The following is a 16,413-nucleotide window of genomic DNA, read 5'->3' on the forward strand; positions in this document are numbered from 1 at the left end:
TCGACGCACCGATCACACCAGGCGAGGAGACAGGCAGATGCGTGCGGTGGTGTTGCGGGCGTTCGGCGAGCCGCTGGCGGTAACCGAGATCGACAAGCCGGTCGCCGGACCGGGCCAGGTCCTGGTGCGGGTAGCGGCCAGCGGCGTCAACCCGCTCGACGCCAAGATCCAGGCGGGCGGGGCGGGCCACACAAGGACGGTCCTGCCCGCGGTGCTCGGTCTCGACCTCGCCGGGATCGTCCAGGCGGTAGGCAGCGGCGCGGCCGGTTTCCAGCCGGGTGACGAGGTCTACGGGCTCACCGGCGGCGTAGGCGATCTGCAGGGTTCGCTGGCCGAGTACGCGGCCGTGGACGCGCGGCTGCTGGCACCCAAGCCGAGGTCGCTGTCCATGCGGCAGGCCGCCGCCCTGCCGCTGGCCGTCATCACGGCCTGGGAAGGGCTCGTCGACCGCGCCGGGGTGCGGGCCGGTCAGCAGGTCCTCGTCCACGGCGGCGCGGGCGGCGTCGGCTCCGCGGCCGTGCAGATAGCCCGCGCACGCGGTGCCCGCGTCTACGCGACGGGCTCACCGCGCAGCCTCAAGGCAATCGAGGAACTGGGCGCGACGCCTATCGACTACACGAGCGCCTCCGTCGACGAATACGTGGAGCAGCACACCGGCGGTGAGGGCTTCGACATCATCGTCGACACCGTGGGCGGGTCCACGCTCGACGCGTCCTTCGCGGCCGCGCGTTTCCACACCGGCCATGTCGTCAGCGCACTCGGCTGGGGCACGCACTCGCTGGCCCCGCTGTCCTTCCGCGGGGCGACCTACTCCGGGGTGTTCACGCTGCTGCCGATGCTCACCGGCCGTGGGCGTGAACACCACGGCCGGATTCTGCGCGAAGTCGCCGCCCTGGCCGACGCCGGTGACATCGTGCCGCTGCTGGATCCTCGCCGGTTCACCCTGGACAGCGTGGCCGAGGCCCATGCGGCGCTCACCTCCGGCGCCACCACCGGCAAGGTAGTCGTGGACGTCGGCGAACCGGCCTGAACCCGTCCGCCAGGCTCATTGCCCGCGCCCGACCGTGCCGCCAGGAAGCCGGCCACGACAGGCGGCGATCACATAGTACGTGTGAGCGCATTGCTCGGATGACCACCCATTTCCATGGCAGTCAGGCCGTCTACCAGCGCTGACGAGTTCGGGACTTCTCGACTGTGGGCGCTTTTGGCGTTGTTGAGGGCAACGGTGACGGCAACGTCAGCGCACGGACCTGTGGACGTCGCAGCGTCACCGGGTTGCCGTCGGATGTGGATAGGTCGCCAGAGCTTGCGCACACCCCGGTGGCGACCCGCACAATTAGTGCGGCTCGTTTCGGTGACGGTTTTCGGAGGTGGCTGTGTTTGCCCTGGTGGTGCGGTTCGACATCCGTGATGAGGAGTCGGCGGTCCGGTTCGATGAGCTGACGGAGCAGGCGGTGGAGCAGATTCGGGCGAAGGAGCCGGGCACGCTGGTATACGCCACGCACAAGGTGAACGGTGAGCCGCTGGCGCGCCTGTTCTACGAGGTCTACGCCGACGACGCGGCGTTTCAGGCGCACGAGACGGCAGAGCACGTGATCGCGTTCCACGCGGCGAAGAACCCTCTGCTGGTTTCGCATCGGGTGGAGTTTCTGGCCCCGGCCGCGGCGAAGGGGCTGCCTGCATGAGTGGCGACGATCCGGGCGCGCGGGCGCTGGGGCGGCGGGTCGCGTTCTACCGTTCTCAGCGCGGCCTGTCGCAGCGGGACTTCGCGGCGATGATCGACCGGTCGGAGACGTGGGTGTCACAGGTAGAACGCGGCGCACGGCGGATCGACCGGATGACGGTGCTCCGCCGAGTCGCCGACGTGCTCGGCGTGCCGCTGGGGGAACTGGCGGCGGACACGCCCGTGGTGGCGGCGGTGCATCAGCGGCCGGAGCCGGCGGTGGCGTTGCGGATGCTGCTGTCGTCGAGCTTGGCCTTGGGGCTGGCTGTCCAGCCGCCCGAGCCGCAGGTCGATCTGGAGCTGGCCCATGCTGAGGTGGCCCGAGCGTGGGAGTTGGCGCATGCCGCCGACTACGACAGGCTGTTGCCGCTGTTGGCGGAGCTGATCCCGCGTCTGGAAGCGGCGACCCGCACTGCGAAGGGTGCAGCGCGCAGGTCAGCTGGTGCGTCGCTGGCCAGGGCGTATCACGCGACGGCGGCGGCGCTGGCGAAGCTGGGCGAGTCCGATGCGGCGTGGGTGGCCGCGGACCGCGCCATCGGGGTCGCCGACCACGTCGGGGACCGGCTGCTGATGGCGGAGGGCGCGTTCCGACTGGTGTTGGTGTTCCAGGCGGACCGGCGTCATGACCAGGCCGAGCACACCGCGATGACCGCGGTCGACGCGCTGGCGCCGCTGGTCGCGGCCGGGGACCCGGCGGCGGTCTCGGTGCAGGGCGTGTTGTGGTTGCAGGCGGCGCTGATCTCGGCCAGGCGCAACGACGCCGATGCCGCCCACCAGCGGCTGGCCCAGGCGCGGCAGCTCGCGGGCCGGTTGGGTGAGGGTCGCAACGACCACGACACCGAGTTCGGGCTGACGAACGTCGCGATCCAGGAGGTCGCGGTGCTGGTCGAGCTGGGCGACGCGGGCAGCGCGCTGCGGGCGGCGGCACGCATCGACACCGACGGCATGTCGCCGGAGAGGCAGGCACGGCTGCTGATCGACGTGGCCCGCGCGCACATGCAGCGCCATCACCCGGAGCAAGCGGTCCGGGCGCTGATCGACGCCGAGGAGCTGACACCGGAGCAGGTGCGCCGACACCGGCTGGTGCGCTCGCTGCTGCTGGACCTGGCCCGAACGCCGATGCGCACCGACCCGGCGTTACGGGAGCTGGCCGCCCGCTGCGGTCTCACCCTCAGCCATCGACCCGCACTTTAAATACCAGTCCGCATTCGGGAGACGGGTAGCGTCCGACATCGACACCCGTGCCGCCGCGCTCGCCGAGACAGGCTGCGGAGGTGCGGGATCGGCGTGGCACGGACGCTGCGCCGGGCCGGCCGGATCGTCGGTGTGACAAGGGGTGGCACCGACGTACCCGGCCGGCATCCACGCGACGAGAGGATGCGGATGCGGAACCTTGACCTGGCCGTGGACGACCTGATCGCGCGTCAGCCGTGGCTGCTCGACCTCTACCGGCGACGACCACGCAAAGGCACGCACCTGTGTCCCTGCTGCTCACCGGAGCGGTTCGCGCGCATCGCCATCGAGGAACGCGCCGCCATCACCGGCGGCGAGGAGGGCCGACGGTGAACACCCCACCTCACCGTCCGACCTGGCCTCGGGTGTCGCCGTGTCTGCACTGCGGGGTCCCGGTGCTGCGCGACAACGACGGCACCCCCATCCACGCGAGCCTGTCCTACGTGTGCCGCGACCGCTGGGGTCAGATCACGTCGACGACCGCGACACCGGCAGGCGTGCCGACCGGCCCACGGCACGGTTGACGCCCCGGCGGAGTGCTCCAGCCGGGGCATCGGTTCACCGCTTCACGCAGGCGCGGGATCACCGGCGTCAGGGTCGTCGTGATCCGGGCCGTCGGACTCGTCGGCGAGGGCATCGCTGACCGACTCGATGGCCTGGCGGTGTAGGCGTAACCGGACGTGGGAGTACGCGTCGGCGGTGGTGTGGATCTGCGCGTGGCCGAGCAGGTCCTTGATGGTGACCAGGTCGACGCCCTGCTCCAGCAGCAGCGTCGCGCAGGTGTGCCTCGGATCGTGGAACCGGATGGAGCGGACGTCGGCGAGTTCGCAGACGGCCCGGTGGTTGCGCTGCACGGTGGCGGGGTCCAGCGGCCCGCCGGTGGGATTGGCGAACACGAGCCCGGTGTCCTGCCACGCCGGGCCTGCCTCGCGCCTGTCGATGTTCTGCCGGGCGTGGTAGCGGCGCAGCGAGGCGAGGCATTCGCGCGGGAGCACGATCCGGCGGGCCGAGCGGTGGGTCTTGACCGGCTGGAACGTCGGGCCTCCCTTGGTGCGGGTCAGGGTGCGGCGCACGTACAGGTGGGCCTTGACGAGGTCGATGGCCGCCCATTGCAGGCCGAGCAGTTCGCCTCGGCGCAGGCCGGTGCGCAGGGCCAACTCGGAACAGGGTGCCGTGGCGGTGGTAGGCGGCGGCGAGCAGGTAGCGGCGGGCTTCGCCGGCGGTGAAGGGCTGCAAGTCGCTGCGGGGTGTGGCCAGCCGGATCGCGGAGACGACGTTGCGCCCGAGCAGGTCCTCGCGCACCCCGTCGGCGAGTGCTGCGGACAGCACGGCGCGAGACCGCTGCGCGTTCGCTCTGACGGCTCGGCTGGTCCAGCGTGTGACGAAGTCACCGTGGCCACAGGCTGGTCGCCAGCCGACATGCCTCCTACGAATACCGCTGCGCCCTGACCGATCAACGGATGGTCTCAGTCGCCCAGCTCGCTAGCCTCGTCCATGATCACGTGAAGAACAGCCGCAAGAAAAGAGCACAGCATGCGCCAGAAACTGCAGGCCCGCGCGTTCGAACAGGTCGCACCGTTTCTGCAGGCCGGTGAGCAACCCGTCACCGCGTCACGGGCCACGGTCGGGAGCTTTTCGTCCGGCAGGCTTGGGGCGGTCGTCAGCCAAGCCGTGCTGTTGGAGGGCGCGGGCGCGGTGGGCGTCGCGCTGACCGCCAGCCGTCGGCAGTACATCGTGGTCACCAGCCACCGTCTGATCTTCCTGCCGCAGACCTTCCTCGGCGGCCCAGGGAAGAAGATCATCGGACAGGTAGCCCGCACCAACGCCCACCTCGTCGAGGCCAAGATGGGTATCGTCAGCCTGCTGCGCATCGCGTTCGGCACCTCGGGCGACGGCGTGGCTCTCACCTTCCCTCGCGTCGACAAGAAGAACGCCGAGGCGCTCGCAGCCGCCCTGCAGCAGGTCCATGCCATCTGAGCAGCGCCGTCCGACGCGGCATCCTGGCGTTCTCCTCAGGACCGCAAGACCCATTGCCGGTGTCCTACGAAGGTTCCCTGCCCTTCGCGGCGGGAACCTTCTCGGCAAGGTCGTCAGAGGCGTCGGCAAACAAGTCGGGGACCGCGTGGAGCATGGCATGTGCACCATGCGATCTCAGGCGAGGTGGCCGCCTTCGGGCAGGCTCGCCGGGGCGGGTTCCGCAGCGGTGCCGGGACGCAGGCCCGCCCGCACGATAGACGTGGCGGGGCATGGCGGGCGGCACGCGATACGCCCTGATCCGGCATCTTTCACGGTCTGCAGAGGACCGCGAAGGTGAGCCGCGTGCCCGGGTCCGCCGAGGCGTGCGGCCACTGGGCACCGTAGACGACGCCGGGCGGCTCCACCCGCCAACCCGCCAACAGGCCGAGAACCTCCTCCCTGGTACGCAGTACCGCCTGCCCGCTGGCCCGCTGATACCTGCTCTGGATGCCCTCGACGAGGTCCGCGTCCTCGCGGGCGCCGTGCGACACGGCCAGGTGACTGCCTTCGGCCAGCCGCGGCCGCAGCGCGGTGAGCAGTCCGGCCGGGTCGTCCTCGTCGCCGACGAAGTTCAGCACGGCCAGCATGAGCACGCCGACGGGCCGGGAGAGGTCGAGCTCGCATCCGTCGAGGATGGCGTCCAGCTCCCGCACGTCGCCGAGCAGGCACGTCGCGTTGTCGACGTCGGCCAGCAGTGTCCGGCTGCGGTCCACGACGTGCGGGTCGTAGTCGACGTAGACCACCCGCGCGCCGGGCGGCAGCAGCTCGTGCACGTTGCGCTGGGTGGGCAGGCCGCTGCCGAGATCGAGGAACTGGCGGATGCCGAGCGCCGCGAGGTGGGTGACGACCCGGTCCAGGAACTGGCGGTTCTCTCGTACGGCCACCCGCACCTGGGGAGCCGCGGCGAGCACCTGCTCGGCGGCGGCCTGGTCGACTGGGGTCGCTTCGGTGCCGCCGAGGTAGTAGTCGTACATCCTGGCCACATTGGGTATGTCCATGAACGTCGATGTTAGTGAGGTGCCGGGTGCGGCCGCGACCGCCGGTTTGCGGCAGCCTGGGCCGCGATGCGCGCCACCGCGACGGGTCAGGCCGAGTGGCGCCAGACGACCGGCGAGGGCAGCAGCACGCTGCCGGGCACGTCCTCGTCGCCGAGTATCTGGCGGTGGACGAGTTCGGCGGCGCGGCGGCCGATCTCGCGGGCGGGCTGGTGGACGGTCGACAGCGGCGGCTGGGTGCGGTCCGCCCACGAGCTGTCGTCGAAGCCGACCACGCCGACGTCGCCCGGTACGTCGCGGCCGGCTTCGCGCAGCACCTGCATGGCCCCGGCGGCGACCGCGTCGGACGCGGCGAAGACGCCGTCGAGGGCGGGCTCGCGGTCGAGCAGCGTCCGCATCCCGGCTACGCCGCCGGCGTAGTCGTAGTGCGGGACCTCGGCGACCAGCGCGGGGTCGAAGCGGTCGCCGAGCGCCTCGCGGAAGCCGGTGAGCCGGTCGACGCCGGAGTCGCGGTTGAGGGCGGGCGCGATCATGCCGATACGCCTTCGGTCGGTGGCCATCAGCCGCTGGGTGATGGCGCGGGCGGAGCCGACGTTGTCGATGCCCACGAACGGGATGGCGTTGGTGAGGTCGGGTGGGTGTCCGACGAACACGGCGGGCAGCCCGATCTGACCGATGAGGGTGGTGATCGGGTCGTAGGCGCGGGCGGAGACGATGATCGCCCCGTCGACGAAGCCGCCGCTGAGGTAGCGGGCGACGCGTTCGGTGTCGCGGTCGGAGTCGATGACCAGGCTGACCATCTGGTATCCGGCCAGTGACAGCACGGCGTTGGCGCCGAGCATGATCGCCCCGATGTTGGGGTCTTCCAGCAGCACGGTGTGGGGTTCGAGGGCGAGGAAGCCGACGGCCTCGGAGCGGCGGCGTTTGAGGTTGCGGGCCGCGGTGTTGGGGACGTAGCCGACCTCGGCGATGGCCGCCTGGATCGCGGCGCGGGCTTCGGGTGAGACGTAGCCGCCGTTGAGCACGCGATTCACCGTGCCGCGGGACACCCCTGCCGCGGCGGCGATGTCCTTCACGGTGGAGCGCCGGGGTGCACCGGAGGTCGTCACGCCGTCACTGTAAACGACGCTATTGACGCCGCCCAGTCCCGTGGCTAGCGTGTGTGCTCGTTCACACATCCGTCATCCGTCGGTAGCCGCAGCCCCATGTGTGCTCGTGCACACATGGGATGGCGACCCCGGCAGACCCGGCCCCACCTGGGCAGACGGCACAGCACAGGCACCATGCGCCACCCGGGCCCAGGCCCGAGCAACAGAGGGAAGGTCCATGCGTCACCAGACACCGCGGCACAGCCGCCCGATGCCATGGCAGGGCATCGGGCTCGGCTGCGACTACAACTTCGAGCAGTGGCCCGAATCCGTCTGGCACGAAGACATGACCCTCATGCGCGCCGCCGGCGTCGACCTCGTCGCCGTCAACATCTTCGGCTGGTCGGCCATCGAGCCGCAGCCCGGCCGATACGACTTCACCACACTAGACAAGATCATCGATCTGCTGCACGCCAACGGCATCCGCGTCAACCTCGGCACGGGCACCGCCTCGCCCCCGCCCTGGCTCACCCACCGCCACCCCGAGGTCCTACCCGTCACCGCCGACGGCACCACCCGTTACCCCGGCGGCAGGCAGGCGTTCTGTCCCAGTTCGCCGGTCTTCCGCGAGCACGCCCTGACCCTGGTCGAGCAGGTCGCGCGCCGCTACGGCGACCACCCGGCGCTGGCGATGTGGCACGTGTCCAACGAGCTGGGCTGCCACAACGCGCTGTGCTACGACGACGCCAGCGCCCAGGCCTTCCGGGACTGGCTCGCCCGCCGCTACGGCGACCTCGACAGCCTCAACCGGGCCTGGGGCACCGCGTTCTGGAGCCAGCGCTACGCCGACTGGGCCGAGATCGACCCGCCACGGCTGACGCTGTCCACCCGCAACCCCGCGCAGCTCGTCGACTTCCAGCGGTTCAGCTCCGACGCGCTGCTGGAGTGCTACCTGGCCGAGGCGGACATCCTGCGCGGGCACTCCAGCGCGCCGATCACCACCAACTTCATGGTCACCGCCCACATCCGCAACCTCGACTACTGGAAGTGGGCTCCGGCGATGGACGTCATCGCCAACGACCACTACCTCGACCACCGGCTGGCCGACCCCACCGCCGAGCTGTCGTTCGCCGCCGACCTGACCCGCGGCCTGGCCGCCGGGCAGCCGTGGATGCTCATGGAGCAGGCCACCGGCGCGGTCAACTGGCAGCCGTACAACCTGCCCAAGGCCCCTGGCCAGATGCTGCGCAACTCGCTGACCCACGTCGCGCGCGGCGCGGACGCCCTGTGCTTCTTCCAGTGGCGCGCCTCCGCACAGGGCGCCGAGAAGTTCCACTCGGCGATGGTGCCCCACGCCGGCACCGAGACCGCCGGCTGGCGGCAGGTCCTCGAACTGTCGTCGGCCCTCGACCGGCTCGCCGAGGTCAGCGGCAGCACCGTCGAGGCCGAGACCGCGATCCTGTTCGACTGGGAGTCGTGGTGGGCCACCGACACCGAGGCGCGCCCGTCGCAGGGCGTGCGCTACCTCGACCAGGTCCACGCGGTCCACCGGGCGCTGCGCGAGCTCGGCGTCACCACCGACGTCGTCGCGCCGTCGGCCGACCTCAGCCGATACCGCGCGGTGGTCGTGCCCTGCCTGCACATGGTCCGCGACGCCGACGCCGCGGCCCTGGCCGAGCACGTGCGGGCCGGTGGCCACGCCGTGGTCACCTTCTACAGCGGCATCGTCGACGAGCACGACCGGATCCGGCTCGGCGGCTACCCCGGCGCGTTCCGCGACCTGCTCGGGATCACGGTCGAGGAGTTCGTGCCGCTACCGCCCGGCGGCGACACGGTGCTGGACAGCGGCGCGCGCGCCACGGTCTGGACCGAACTGCTGCACACCACCAGTGCCGAGACCATCGACCGGTACGCCGACGGCCCGCTCGCCGGGGTGCCCGCGGTGACCCGCAACCACCACGGCTCAGGCCAGGCCTGGTACGTCGCCACCGCGCTGGACCCCGCCGACCTGCGTGACGTGCTGCGCCGCGCGGTACGCGAGGCGGGCGTGAGCGCCGCCGGACCCGAAAGCGACGGCACCGTCGAGGTCGTGCACCGCCGTGGCGGCGAACACCGCTACACCTTCGTGATCAACCACGGGGCCAAGGACATCGAACACCCCATCACCGGCCACGAACTGCTCACCGGCGAACACACCGGCACGGTGCTGCGGGTCCCCGCCGGCACGGTGCGCGTAGTCAGACAGGAGCTGACCCGATGACACAAGTCGCCACCCCGCCACAGGCACCGGAGAGCGCCGCCCGGCGCAACCGGCGCCCGACCCGCTACACCCGCGCCATCGCCCTGTTCGTCGCCCCGTTCGGCGTGCTGTTCGCCCTGTTCTACCTGGTCCCGATCGTGTACGCGATCGTGCAGTCGCTGTACGTCGTGCAGCGCACCGGAACCTACGGCCCCGCCCGGGAGGTCTTCGGCGGCCTGGCGCAGTACCGGCTGGTCTTCAGCGACGGCCCGTTCTGGGGCTCCGTCGGGCGGATGCTGGCCTTCGGCGCGGTCCAGGTCCCGGTCATGCTCGGCCTCGCCCTGGCGCTGGCGCTGCTGCTCGACTCGGGACTGGTCACCGGGCGGCGGTTCTTCCGGCTGGCGTTCTTCGTCCCGTACGCCGTGCCCGGCGTCGTCGCCGCGATCATGTGGGGCTTCCTGTACTCCCCCAACCTGTCCCCGCTCAAGCCGATCACCAGCACCGTGGACCTGCTGTCGGCCGACACCGTGCTGTGGTCCATCGCCAACGTCGTCACCTGGGTCTACGTCGGCTACAACATGCTGATCATCTACTCGGCGCTGATGGCGATCCCCACCGAGATGTACGAAGCCGCACACCTCGACGGCGCCAGCCGCCTGCGCATCGCGTGGTCCATCAAGATCCCGCTGGTGATGCCCGCGATCGTGCTCACCACCGTGTTCTCCATCATCGGCACCCTGCAACTGCTGGCCGAACCGCAGGTGTTCCGCAGCTTCAGCTCCGCGGTGTCCAGCACCTACACCCCGAACATGACGGTCTTCTCGATGTCGGCCATCCCCAACTTCAACCTGGCCGCGGCCTTCTCCGTGGTGCTGGCCCTGACCACCTTCGTCCTCTCCTTCGCCTTCCTCAAGACCACCCAGCGCAGGGGCATGCCGTGACGACCACCCTCCCCACCACACCCGCCGCATCCGTACGCCGCCACGGGCACAGCACCGTGCCCCGCTCCGCGGCGATGCTCATCATGGGCGTCAGCACCGTCTACTTCCTGCTGCCGCTGTGGTGGCTGTTCGTCGGTGCGACCAAGAGCCGCGAGCAGTTCACCGACACCCAGCCGCTGTGGTTCGCCGACCTGCACCTGTTCGACAACGTCCGCGAGCTGGTCACCTACCGCGACGGGGTGTTCCTGCGGTGGATCCTCAACAGCGTCGCCTACACCGGCGGCGCGGCGCTGCTGGGCACGCTGCTGGCCGCCATGTGCGGATACGCGCTGGCCAAGTACCGCTTCCCCGGGCGCGAGGTCATCTTCAACGTGGTGCTCAGCGGCGTGCTCGTCCCGGCGACCGCGCTGGCCCTGCCGCTGTTCCTCATCTTCAGCAAGATGCACGCCACCAACACGTTCTGGGCGGTGTTCCTACCCAGCCTCGTCAACCCGTTCGGGGTCTACCTGGCCCGCGTCTACGCCACCGCGGGCGTGCCCGACGGGCTGCTCGAAGCGGCCCGCATCGACGGCTCCGGCGAGATCCGCACCTTCTTCACGATCTCGGCCAAGCTCATGTCCCCGGCTCTGGTGACGATCTTCCTGTTCCACTTCGTCGCCGTCTGGAACAACTTCCTCCTGCCCCTGATCATGCTCAGCGACGAGCGGCTGTTCCCGGTCACCCTCGGCCTCTACTCCTGGAACACCCAGGTCAACCAGGTCCCCGAGCTGCGCGGCCTGGTCATCGTCGGCTCGCTGATCTCCATCGCACCGCTTGCCGTCGCGTTCCTGCTGCTCCAGCGGTTCTGGCGCACCGGGATCAGCACCGGCGCGGTCAAGTGACACCCCCTCCCCCGCAACATCTCCCTCACCGAAAGGTTGCCCTGATGAGCGCGTTTCTGCGCACCCTGGGCGTGCTGCTGACCTCAGCAGTCGCCGTCACCGCCTGCTCCTCCCCCGACGCCTCGCCCGGCGGCACCGGCGCGGCTGCCTGCGCACCGTCCGGCGGCGGCCCCGTCAACCTGGCCTTCACCTCCTGGGTGCCCGGCATCGAGGAGGTCGTGCAGGCCTGGAACGCCAAGAACCCCGACATCCAGGTCAAGGTCCAGACCGGCCCGAACGGCAACGGCGGCACCTACCAGAACTTCTTCAACCAGCTCAAGGCCGGCAACGCCCCGGACCTCGGACAGATCGAGTACGACGCCCTGCCCGGGTTCCGGGTCCAGGACGGCCTGCTCGACATCGGCTCCTGCGACATCGTCGCCCAGGCCAAGGACCAGTTCCTCCCCTGGACCTGGGACCAGGTCAGCCTCGGCGACGCCAAGGCCGCGTACGGGGTGCCGCAGGACACCGGCCCGATGGCCCTGTTCTACCGCGCGGACCTGTTCGAGAAGGCGGGCATCGCCATTCCGGCCACCTGGCAGGAGTACGCCGCCGCCGCGGAGAAGGTCAAGGCCGCCGGTGGCCACATCACCAACTTCTCCCAGAGCGACATCAACCAGTTCGCGGGGCTGGCCTGGCAGGCGGGCGGCCACTGGTTCGGCAACGACGGGCAGAAGTGGACCGTCAGCCTGACCGACGACAAGACCACCAAGGTCGCGCAGTACTGGCAGGACCTGATCGACCGCAAGCTCGTGTCGTCGGTGCCGCCGTGGACCGCCGAGTGGGACAACGCCTACAACACCGACCAGGCCTGGACGTGGGTCTCGGCGGTCTGGGGCGCGAACTCGATCGCCACCGGCGCGCCCAAGACCGCCGGCAAGTGGCGGGTCGCCCCGATGCCGCAGTGGGACGCCGGGCAGGCCAGCGCCGGTAACTGGGGCGGGTCCTCGACGGCGGTGTTCAAGACGTCCAAGCACCCGTACGAGGCGGCGAAGTTCGCGCTCTGGCTCAACACCAGCGACGAGGCCCTGACCCTGCTCAACCAGAAGGCCAACCTGTACCCGGCCACCAAGGCGGGGGCGAACCTGCCCGCGCTGGCCAGCGGCGTGGCCTTCTACGGCGACCAGAAGATCTACGAGGTGTTCGCCAAGGCGTCCACGCAGGTCCCGTCCGGCTTCACCTGGGGACCGGCGATGACGGCCACCTACGCCAACGCCTCCGACGGTTTCAAGGCGGCGGTCTCCGGCAAGGGCACTCTCACCGACGCGCTCACCGGCGCGCAGGCCTTCACCGTCCAGACCCTCAAGAACCAGGCGATCCCGGTCGCCTGATCGCCGGCTGGCCGGATCCGGTGCCGGACTGGCTCGACCGGGCCCGGTGCTGGTGGGAAGATCGCTGGTGGGAAGGTCGCCTCAGTGTCGACGCTTCGTGCGTCTGACCTGACATGTCCCGCGTGGACGTGCTGAGGAGCCCTTCCCACCTGCGTCTTTCCGGCCCGACGGAGGGTGCCTGGGGCGGCTGGTGACGGTCCCGATTGGACCGGTGATGAGGTCGACTACGCTGAGCGAGTTTGTCATCGCGATGCGCGTTTACTTGATCAAGGTGGTTAAGGATGACGGAAGGCCGGAACCAGCCTAAGAGGTTCAGCCTGGCCTGGTGGACCTCACTGTCGGGTGTGCTGACCGCCTTCGGCACGGTCGTGGCCGTGATCGCACTGATCGTGTCCATCAAGGCACTGCCCGACGACCCGGTCGACCAGGCAGGACCTACGCCCGGCGCCTCACCCGCACCCAGCGCCTCGCCGACGCCGCAGTCGGACCTGGCCTACACGCCGACGCTGGGACTGTCCCTCTGGCAGAACGGCCACCAGGTGCCGATGACCGACTACACCAGCGGCCTGACCCACGGCGACTTCGTCACCCGCGTCGGCGCGGCGATGGAGTCGGCTCCGTTCGAGATCCACTTCCCTCGGCCCGCCCAGAGCGACATCTTCCGCGTCAACGCCTGGAAGACCACCACCAACTTCAACATTCCCCCGGACACGAAAGCCGAAGACACCGTGTTCCGCTTAGGACGGCAGCGGGCCGGCACCGTGCGGCCCAACGGCATCATGACCCTCGACGACGGCTCCCACGAGTTCATCGACAGCGACAGCATGGACCGCATAGACAACGACAAACTCAGCGTCCGCTACGCCAAGTTCGACGTCCCCTCGGCGGTGCCCCCGCCGACCGCCTTCCCCGACCACGTCTACGAGCCGAGCGCGGCCACCCTCACCGCCGTCGCCGACTGGCACGACCGTGTCTGCGTCACCATCTGGCAGGACGTCGACCACGACTCGACAGTCGGCGACGGCGAGTACGAATATCTCATCCTGGTATTTCCCGGCACCCCGGGAACGTGAACCTGCGCGGGCCGTTCCGGCCCGGCGGCAGCCGTCACGGGGTCTAGAGCGCCGTCTTCTGCGGTGCGGTGGTCACCACGATGACGGTGGGGCCGTCCGCGCCCAGGGCGGCGGTGAACTCGGCCTCCAGCTGCTCGGTGGTGGTGACCTCGACGCCGCGGCAGCCGAATCCGCGCGCCACGCCCACGATGTCGAGTCCGGGCAGGTCCAGCCCGGGCACGCCCGGGGTGTGCTCCAGCTCGGCGAAGGACTTCAGGATGGAGTACTCGCCGTTGCGCATGGCCACGTAGACGACGGACAGGCGGTGCTGCGCAGCGGTCCACAGTGCCTGGATCGAGTACTGGAAGGAGCCGTCGCCGACCAGGGCGACCACCGGTCGCTTCACCTCGCGCGCCCGCAGGCCCATGGCGATGCCGACGGTGGCGGGCACGGCCCAGCCGATACCGCCGCTGGCCGTGCCGTAGAACGACCGCGGTTCGGTGGTCGGCAGCCACTGGGCGTGCTGGCCCATCGTCGAGGTGGACTCGTTGACGATGACCGCGTGCGGCGGCCGTACCCGGCTCAGCGCCGCGTAGACCTCGTCGGGGGTTAGCGGGCTGCTGGGGGTGGCGGGCAGCTCGCGCGGCCACGCCAGCGGCGGCGGTGCGGTGCGGGCGCTGCCGACGGCCACCAGCTCGGTCAGCTGCCGGATCGCCTGCTGCGGGTTGCCGAGCAGGCTGTCACCGACCCGCGCGGCACCGGCGGCGCCCGGGTCCTGGGTGATGTGCAGCAGGTCGGTGCCCGCGGGCAGGATGTCGCCGGGCACCCACGGGTAGTACCGGAACACCTCGGTCCCGATGACCACGACGAGGTCGTGCCCTTCGAGCCGCTCGCTGACGCTCTGCAGGGACATGCCCAGCGGTCCCTGGTACAGCGGGTGGTCCTCGGGGAACGAGGTGCGGTCGGCCAGCGGGGCGCCGTAGACGGCGGCGTTGAGCTTCTCGGCCAGGGCCACGGCGTCCTGCCAGCCGCCCACCCGGTCCACGTCCGGCCCGAACACCAGGGCGGGGTGCTGGCTGGCGCTGATGCGGTCGGCGAAGTGGCGCAGGCGCTCGGGATCCGGTGCGAAACTGCTGCTGACCGAGCGCCGGATCGCCGGACCGTCCAGGGGGTGGTTCCAGTCGTCGAGCGGGATCGACAGGAAGACCGGGCCCGCGGGCGGCTGCAGTGCCATCGCGTACGCCCGCATGAACGCCTCGGGCACGGCTTCGGCGCGGGCCGGTTCGTAGGCCCACTTCACCCACGGACGCGGCATCATGGTGGCGTCGGGGCTGGCCAGGTACGGGTCTCCGACGAGCATCTCGCGGTGCTGCTGCCCCGCGGTGACGATGAGCGGCGTATGTCCCTTGTAGGCCGCGATCAGATTGCCCATGCTGTTGCCCAGCCCCGCGCACGAGTGCAGATTGACCAGCGCCGGACGTTCGGTGGCCTGGGCGAACCCGTCGGCCATCGCGATCGCCGACGCCTCCTGCAGGGCCAGGACGTAGTGGAAGTCGTCGGGGAAGTCCTGCAGGAACGTCTGCTCGGTGGACCCCGGATTGCCGAACACCGTGGTCAGACCGAGCGACCTCAGCAGGTCGTAGGTCACGCCGTGGACCGTCGTCTTGATGTTGTTCATATCGGTCGACCACTCCTCGCCACTGAGCGCACCGAGCGACCGCGAGGCACGTCTCCCACGCAGCGGTTCACCGACACGCATGATCACGTAACCAACACAGCGTACAGATATAACAACGCTGAGTGGTGCGAATGACCGGTCCCGCACGGCAGGGCAACTGCGCCGAACGCCCGTACGCAGGTCGTTCCGGCGCTTACGGTGTGTTGATGCAGCTATGGATCGCTCACGAACTCGGGCGCGAGCTGATGGGGGCGCTTCCCGACGGGGTCGGCGTACAGGTGCTGGCGGCGGCCGACGCCCCGTTTCCCGGGGACCCCTCTGACGTCCAGTTCTGGGTTCCGCCGCTGCTCGGGGGAGCCGAGACCGTCGCACTCGCCCAGCGCATGTCCGGTCTGCGTGTGGTGCAGCTACTGAGCGCGGGCGCGGACGCGTGGGTGGGGCAGCTGAGCGACGGAGTGACATTGTGTGACGCACGGGGCGTCCACGACGTGGACGTCGCGGAGTGGGTCGTCGCGGCGATCCTGTCCAGCCTGCGCCGACTGGACTACCTCGCCCTGGCACAGCACGAGCACAGGTTCGCTCACACGGATGTCGGCCTCACCGACGAACTGGCCGGAAAGCGCGTGATGATCGTCGGCGCGGGATCGATCGGGCAGGCCACGGCAGCGCGACTGGCACCGTTCGGGGTGCACCTGACCTACGTCGCGCATACCGCTCACGACGGCATGCACAGCGTGGACGACCTTCCCGGGCTGCTGCCGCAGGCCGACATCGTCGTGCTGCTGCTGCCGCTGACCGCGCATACCACGGGCATGGTCGACGCGCCCTTCCTCGCGGCCATGCCCGACGGAGCGCTGCTCGTCAACGCCGCACGTGGGCCGGTCGTCGACACCGACGCCCTGGTCGCAGAGCTGTCCACCGGCCGGATCCGGGCGGCGCTGGACGTCACCGACCCTGAACCGCTGCCGACTGACCATCCCCTGTGGAACCTGCCCGATGTCCTGTTCACGCCACACATCGGCGGTGCCACCAAGGGCGTGCTACCTCGCGCCTACCGCCTCGTGGCCGACCAGGTGCGCCGCTTCACGGCGGGCGAGCCGCTGCTCAACAAGGTCGAGGGCGGGTACTGAGCACAGGAACCGCGGATGGCTGGTGACCGGCGGCGTAGGTGGGGTCGACGCCTGGCTCCTGCTGGTC

The 16,413-nt window shown here is 70.2% G+C and carries 15 protein-coding genes and 1 pseudogene; 12 read left to right on the plus strand and 4 right to left on the minus strand.

What is annotated here, in order from left to right:
• Positions 1-37 precede the first annotated feature (37 nt).
• The 5 genes from HAV40_RS03220 (at position 38) to HAV40_RS03240 (ending at position 3,480) form a co-directional block, all read left to right on the plus strand.
• Positions 38-1,030, plus strand: coding sequence for a zinc-dependent alcohol dehydrogenase family protein (locus HAV40_RS03220; protein WP_166378791.1), 993 nt, complete (start codon positions 38-40; stop codon positions 1,028-1,030).
• 346 nt (positions 1,031-1,376) lie between these two features.
• Positions 1,377-1,685: a putative quinol monooxygenase gene (locus tag HAV40_RS03225; protein ID WP_166378793.1), complete on the plus strand. Its 309-nt coding sequence runs from the start codon at positions 1,377-1,379 to the stop codon at positions 1,683-1,685.
• Positions 1,682-2,917, plus strand: coding sequence for a helix-turn-helix domain-containing protein (locus HAV40_RS03230; RefSeq protein WP_166378795.1), 1,236 nt, complete (start codon positions 1,682-1,684; stop codon positions 2,915-2,917). Before HAV40_RS03225 ends, HAV40_RS03230 begins: the two co-directional genes overlap by 4 nt.
• Positions 2,918-3,106: 189 nt before the next feature.
• Entirely contained in the window at positions 3,107-3,289 is a 183-nt protein-coding gene (locus HAV40_RS03235; RefSeq protein WP_166378797.1) for a hypothetical protein, read from the plus strand.
• On the plus strand, positions 3,286-3,480 hold the full coding sequence (locus HAV40_RS03240) for a hypothetical protein (protein WP_166378799.1): 195 nt from the start codon (positions 3,286-3,288) through the stop codon (positions 3,478-3,480). The genes HAV40_RS03235 and HAV40_RS03240 overlap by 4 nt, the downstream gene beginning before the upstream one ends.
• Positions 3,481-3,522: 42 nt before the next feature.
• Here HAV40_RS03240 and HAV40_RS38280 read toward each other — a convergent pair.
• Positions 3,523-4,309 (minus strand): annotated as a pseudogene (locus HAV40_RS38280) (tyrosine-type recombinase/integrase); the annotation flags it as partial.
• A 180-nt stretch (positions 4,310-4,489) separates the two neighbouring features.
• Here HAV40_RS38280 and HAV40_RS03250 point away from each other — a divergent pair.
• Positions 4,490-4,933: a hypothetical protein gene (locus HAV40_RS03250; protein ID WP_166378800.1), complete on the plus strand. Its 444-nt coding sequence runs from the start codon at positions 4,490-4,492 to the stop codon at positions 4,931-4,933.
• Between the two features lie 308 nt (positions 4,934-5,241).
• Here the strand turns inward: HAV40_RS03250 and HAV40_RS03255 are convergent, their stop codons facing one another.
• Together HAV40_RS03255 and HAV40_RS03260 are read right to left on the minus strand one after the other, a co-directional pair.
• Positions 5,242-5,970, minus strand: a complete 729-nt coding sequence (locus HAV40_RS03255) for an SAM-dependent methyltransferase (protein ID WP_166378802.1) — start codon at positions 5,968-5,970, stop codon at positions 5,242-5,244.
• Between the two features lie 86 nt (positions 5,971-6,056).
• The gene (locus tag HAV40_RS03260) at positions 6,057-7,076 is read right to left on the minus strand and encodes a LacI family DNA-binding transcriptional regulator (protein ID WP_239086691.1); all 1,020 of its coding nucleotides are present in this window, start codon (positions 7,074-7,076) and stop codon (positions 6,057-6,059) included.
• 217 nt (positions 7,077-7,293) lie between these two features.
• Between HAV40_RS03260 and HAV40_RS03265 the strand changes: the two genes are divergently transcribed.
• The 5 genes from HAV40_RS03265 to HAV40_RS03285 all read left to right on the plus strand — a co-directional run bounded on the left by HAV40_RS03265 (position 7,294) and on the right by HAV40_RS03285 (position 13,559).
• Positions 7,294-9,315, plus strand: a complete 2,022-nt coding sequence (locus HAV40_RS03265; RefSeq protein WP_166378806.1) for a beta-galactosidase — start codon at positions 7,294-7,296, stop codon at positions 9,313-9,315.
• Positions 9,312-10,235: a carbohydrate ABC transporter permease gene (locus tag HAV40_RS03270; protein WP_166378808.1), complete on the plus strand. Its 924-nt coding sequence runs from the start codon at positions 9,312-9,314 to the stop codon at positions 10,233-10,235. Before HAV40_RS03265 ends, HAV40_RS03270 begins: the two co-directional genes overlap by 4 nt.
• Positions 10,232-11,116, plus strand: a complete 885-nt coding sequence (locus tag HAV40_RS03275) for a carbohydrate ABC transporter permease (RefSeq protein WP_308441050.1) — start codon at positions 10,232-10,234, stop codon at positions 11,114-11,116. The genes HAV40_RS03270 and HAV40_RS03275 overlap by 4 nt, the downstream gene beginning before the upstream one ends.
• A gap of 44 nt (positions 11,117-11,160) precedes the next feature.
• The gene (locus HAV40_RS03280; protein ID WP_166378810.1) at positions 11,161-12,486 is read left to right on the plus strand and encodes an ABC transporter substrate-binding protein; all 1,326 of its coding nucleotides are present in this window, start codon (positions 11,161-11,163) and stop codon (positions 12,484-12,486) included.
• A 281-nt stretch (positions 12,487-12,767) separates the two neighbouring features.
• Complete coding sequence (locus tag HAV40_RS03285; protein ID WP_166378811.1) at positions 12,768-13,559, plus strand: hypothetical protein; 792 nt, start codon at positions 12,768-12,770, stop codon at positions 13,557-13,559.
• 43 nt (positions 13,560-13,602) lie between these two features.
• Here HAV40_RS03285 and mdlC read toward each other — a convergent pair whose 3' ends face one another.
• Positions 13,603-15,216, minus strand: a complete 1,614-nt coding sequence (gene mdlC / locus HAV40_RS03290; protein ID WP_166378813.1) for a benzoylformate decarboxylase — start codon at positions 15,214-15,216, stop codon at positions 13,603-13,605.
• A 206-nt stretch (positions 15,217-15,422) separates the two neighbouring features.
• Here mdlC and HAV40_RS03295 point away from each other — a divergent pair, with 206 nt between their 5' ends.
• On the plus strand, positions 15,423-16,346 hold the full coding sequence (locus HAV40_RS03295) for a 2-hydroxyacid dehydrogenase (protein ID WP_166378815.1): 924 nt from the start codon (positions 15,423-15,425) through the stop codon (positions 16,344-16,346).
• The last annotated feature ends 67 nt before the right edge of the window (positions 16,347-16,413 follow it).

The sequence above is a fragment of the Catellatospora methionotrophica genome (assembly GCF_011297335.1).
GTDB classification, from domain to species: domain Bacteria; phylum Actinomycetota; class Actinomycetes; order Mycobacteriales; family Micromonosporaceae; genus Catellatospora; species Catellatospora methionotrophica.

Bases quoted from the DNA above. Each gene is read 5' to 3' on its own strand.
- HAV40_RS03220 (WP_166378791.1), top strand. From the start codon at position 38: ATGCGTGCGGTGGTGTTGCGGGCGTTCGGCGAGCCGCTGGCGGTAACC.
- HAV40_RS03230 (WP_166378795.1), top strand. From the start codon at position 1,682: ATGAGTGGCGACGATCCGGGCGCGCGGGCGCTGGGGCGGCGGGTCGCG.
- HAV40_RS03235 (WP_166378797.1), top strand. From the start codon at position 3,107: ATGCGGAACCTTGACCTGGCCGTGGACGACCTGATCGCGCGTCAGCCG.
- HAV40_RS03250 (WP_166378800.1), top strand. From the start codon at position 4,490: ATGCGCCAGAAACTGCAGGCCCGCGCGTTCGAACAGGTCGCACCGTTT.
- HAV40_RS03255 (WP_166378802.1), bottom strand. From the start codon at position 5,970: ATGGACATACCCAATGTGGCCAGGATGTACGACTACTACCTCGGCGGC.
- HAV40_RS03265 (WP_166378806.1), top strand. From the start codon at position 7,294: ATGCGTCACCAGACACCGCGGCACAGCCGCCCGATGCCATGGCAGGGC.
- HAV40_RS03270 (WP_166378808.1), top strand. From the start codon at position 9,312: ATGACACAAGTCGCCACCCCGCCACAGGCACCGGAGAGCGCCGCCCGG.
- HAV40_RS03280 (WP_166378810.1), top strand. From the start codon at position 11,161: ATGAGCGCGTTTCTGCGCACCCTGGGCGTGCTGCTGACCTCAGCAGTC.
- HAV40_RS03285 (WP_166378811.1), top strand. From the start codon at position 12,768: ATGACGGAAGGCCGGAACCAGCCTAAGAGGTTCAGCCTGGCCTGGTGG.
- mdlC (WP_166378813.1), bottom strand. From the start codon at position 15,216: ATGAACAACATCAAGACGACGGTCCACGGCGTGACCTACGACCTGCTG.
- HAV40_RS03295 (WP_166378815.1), top strand. From the start codon at position 15,423: ATGCAGCTATGGATCGCTCACGAACTCGGGCGCGAGCTGATGGGGGCG.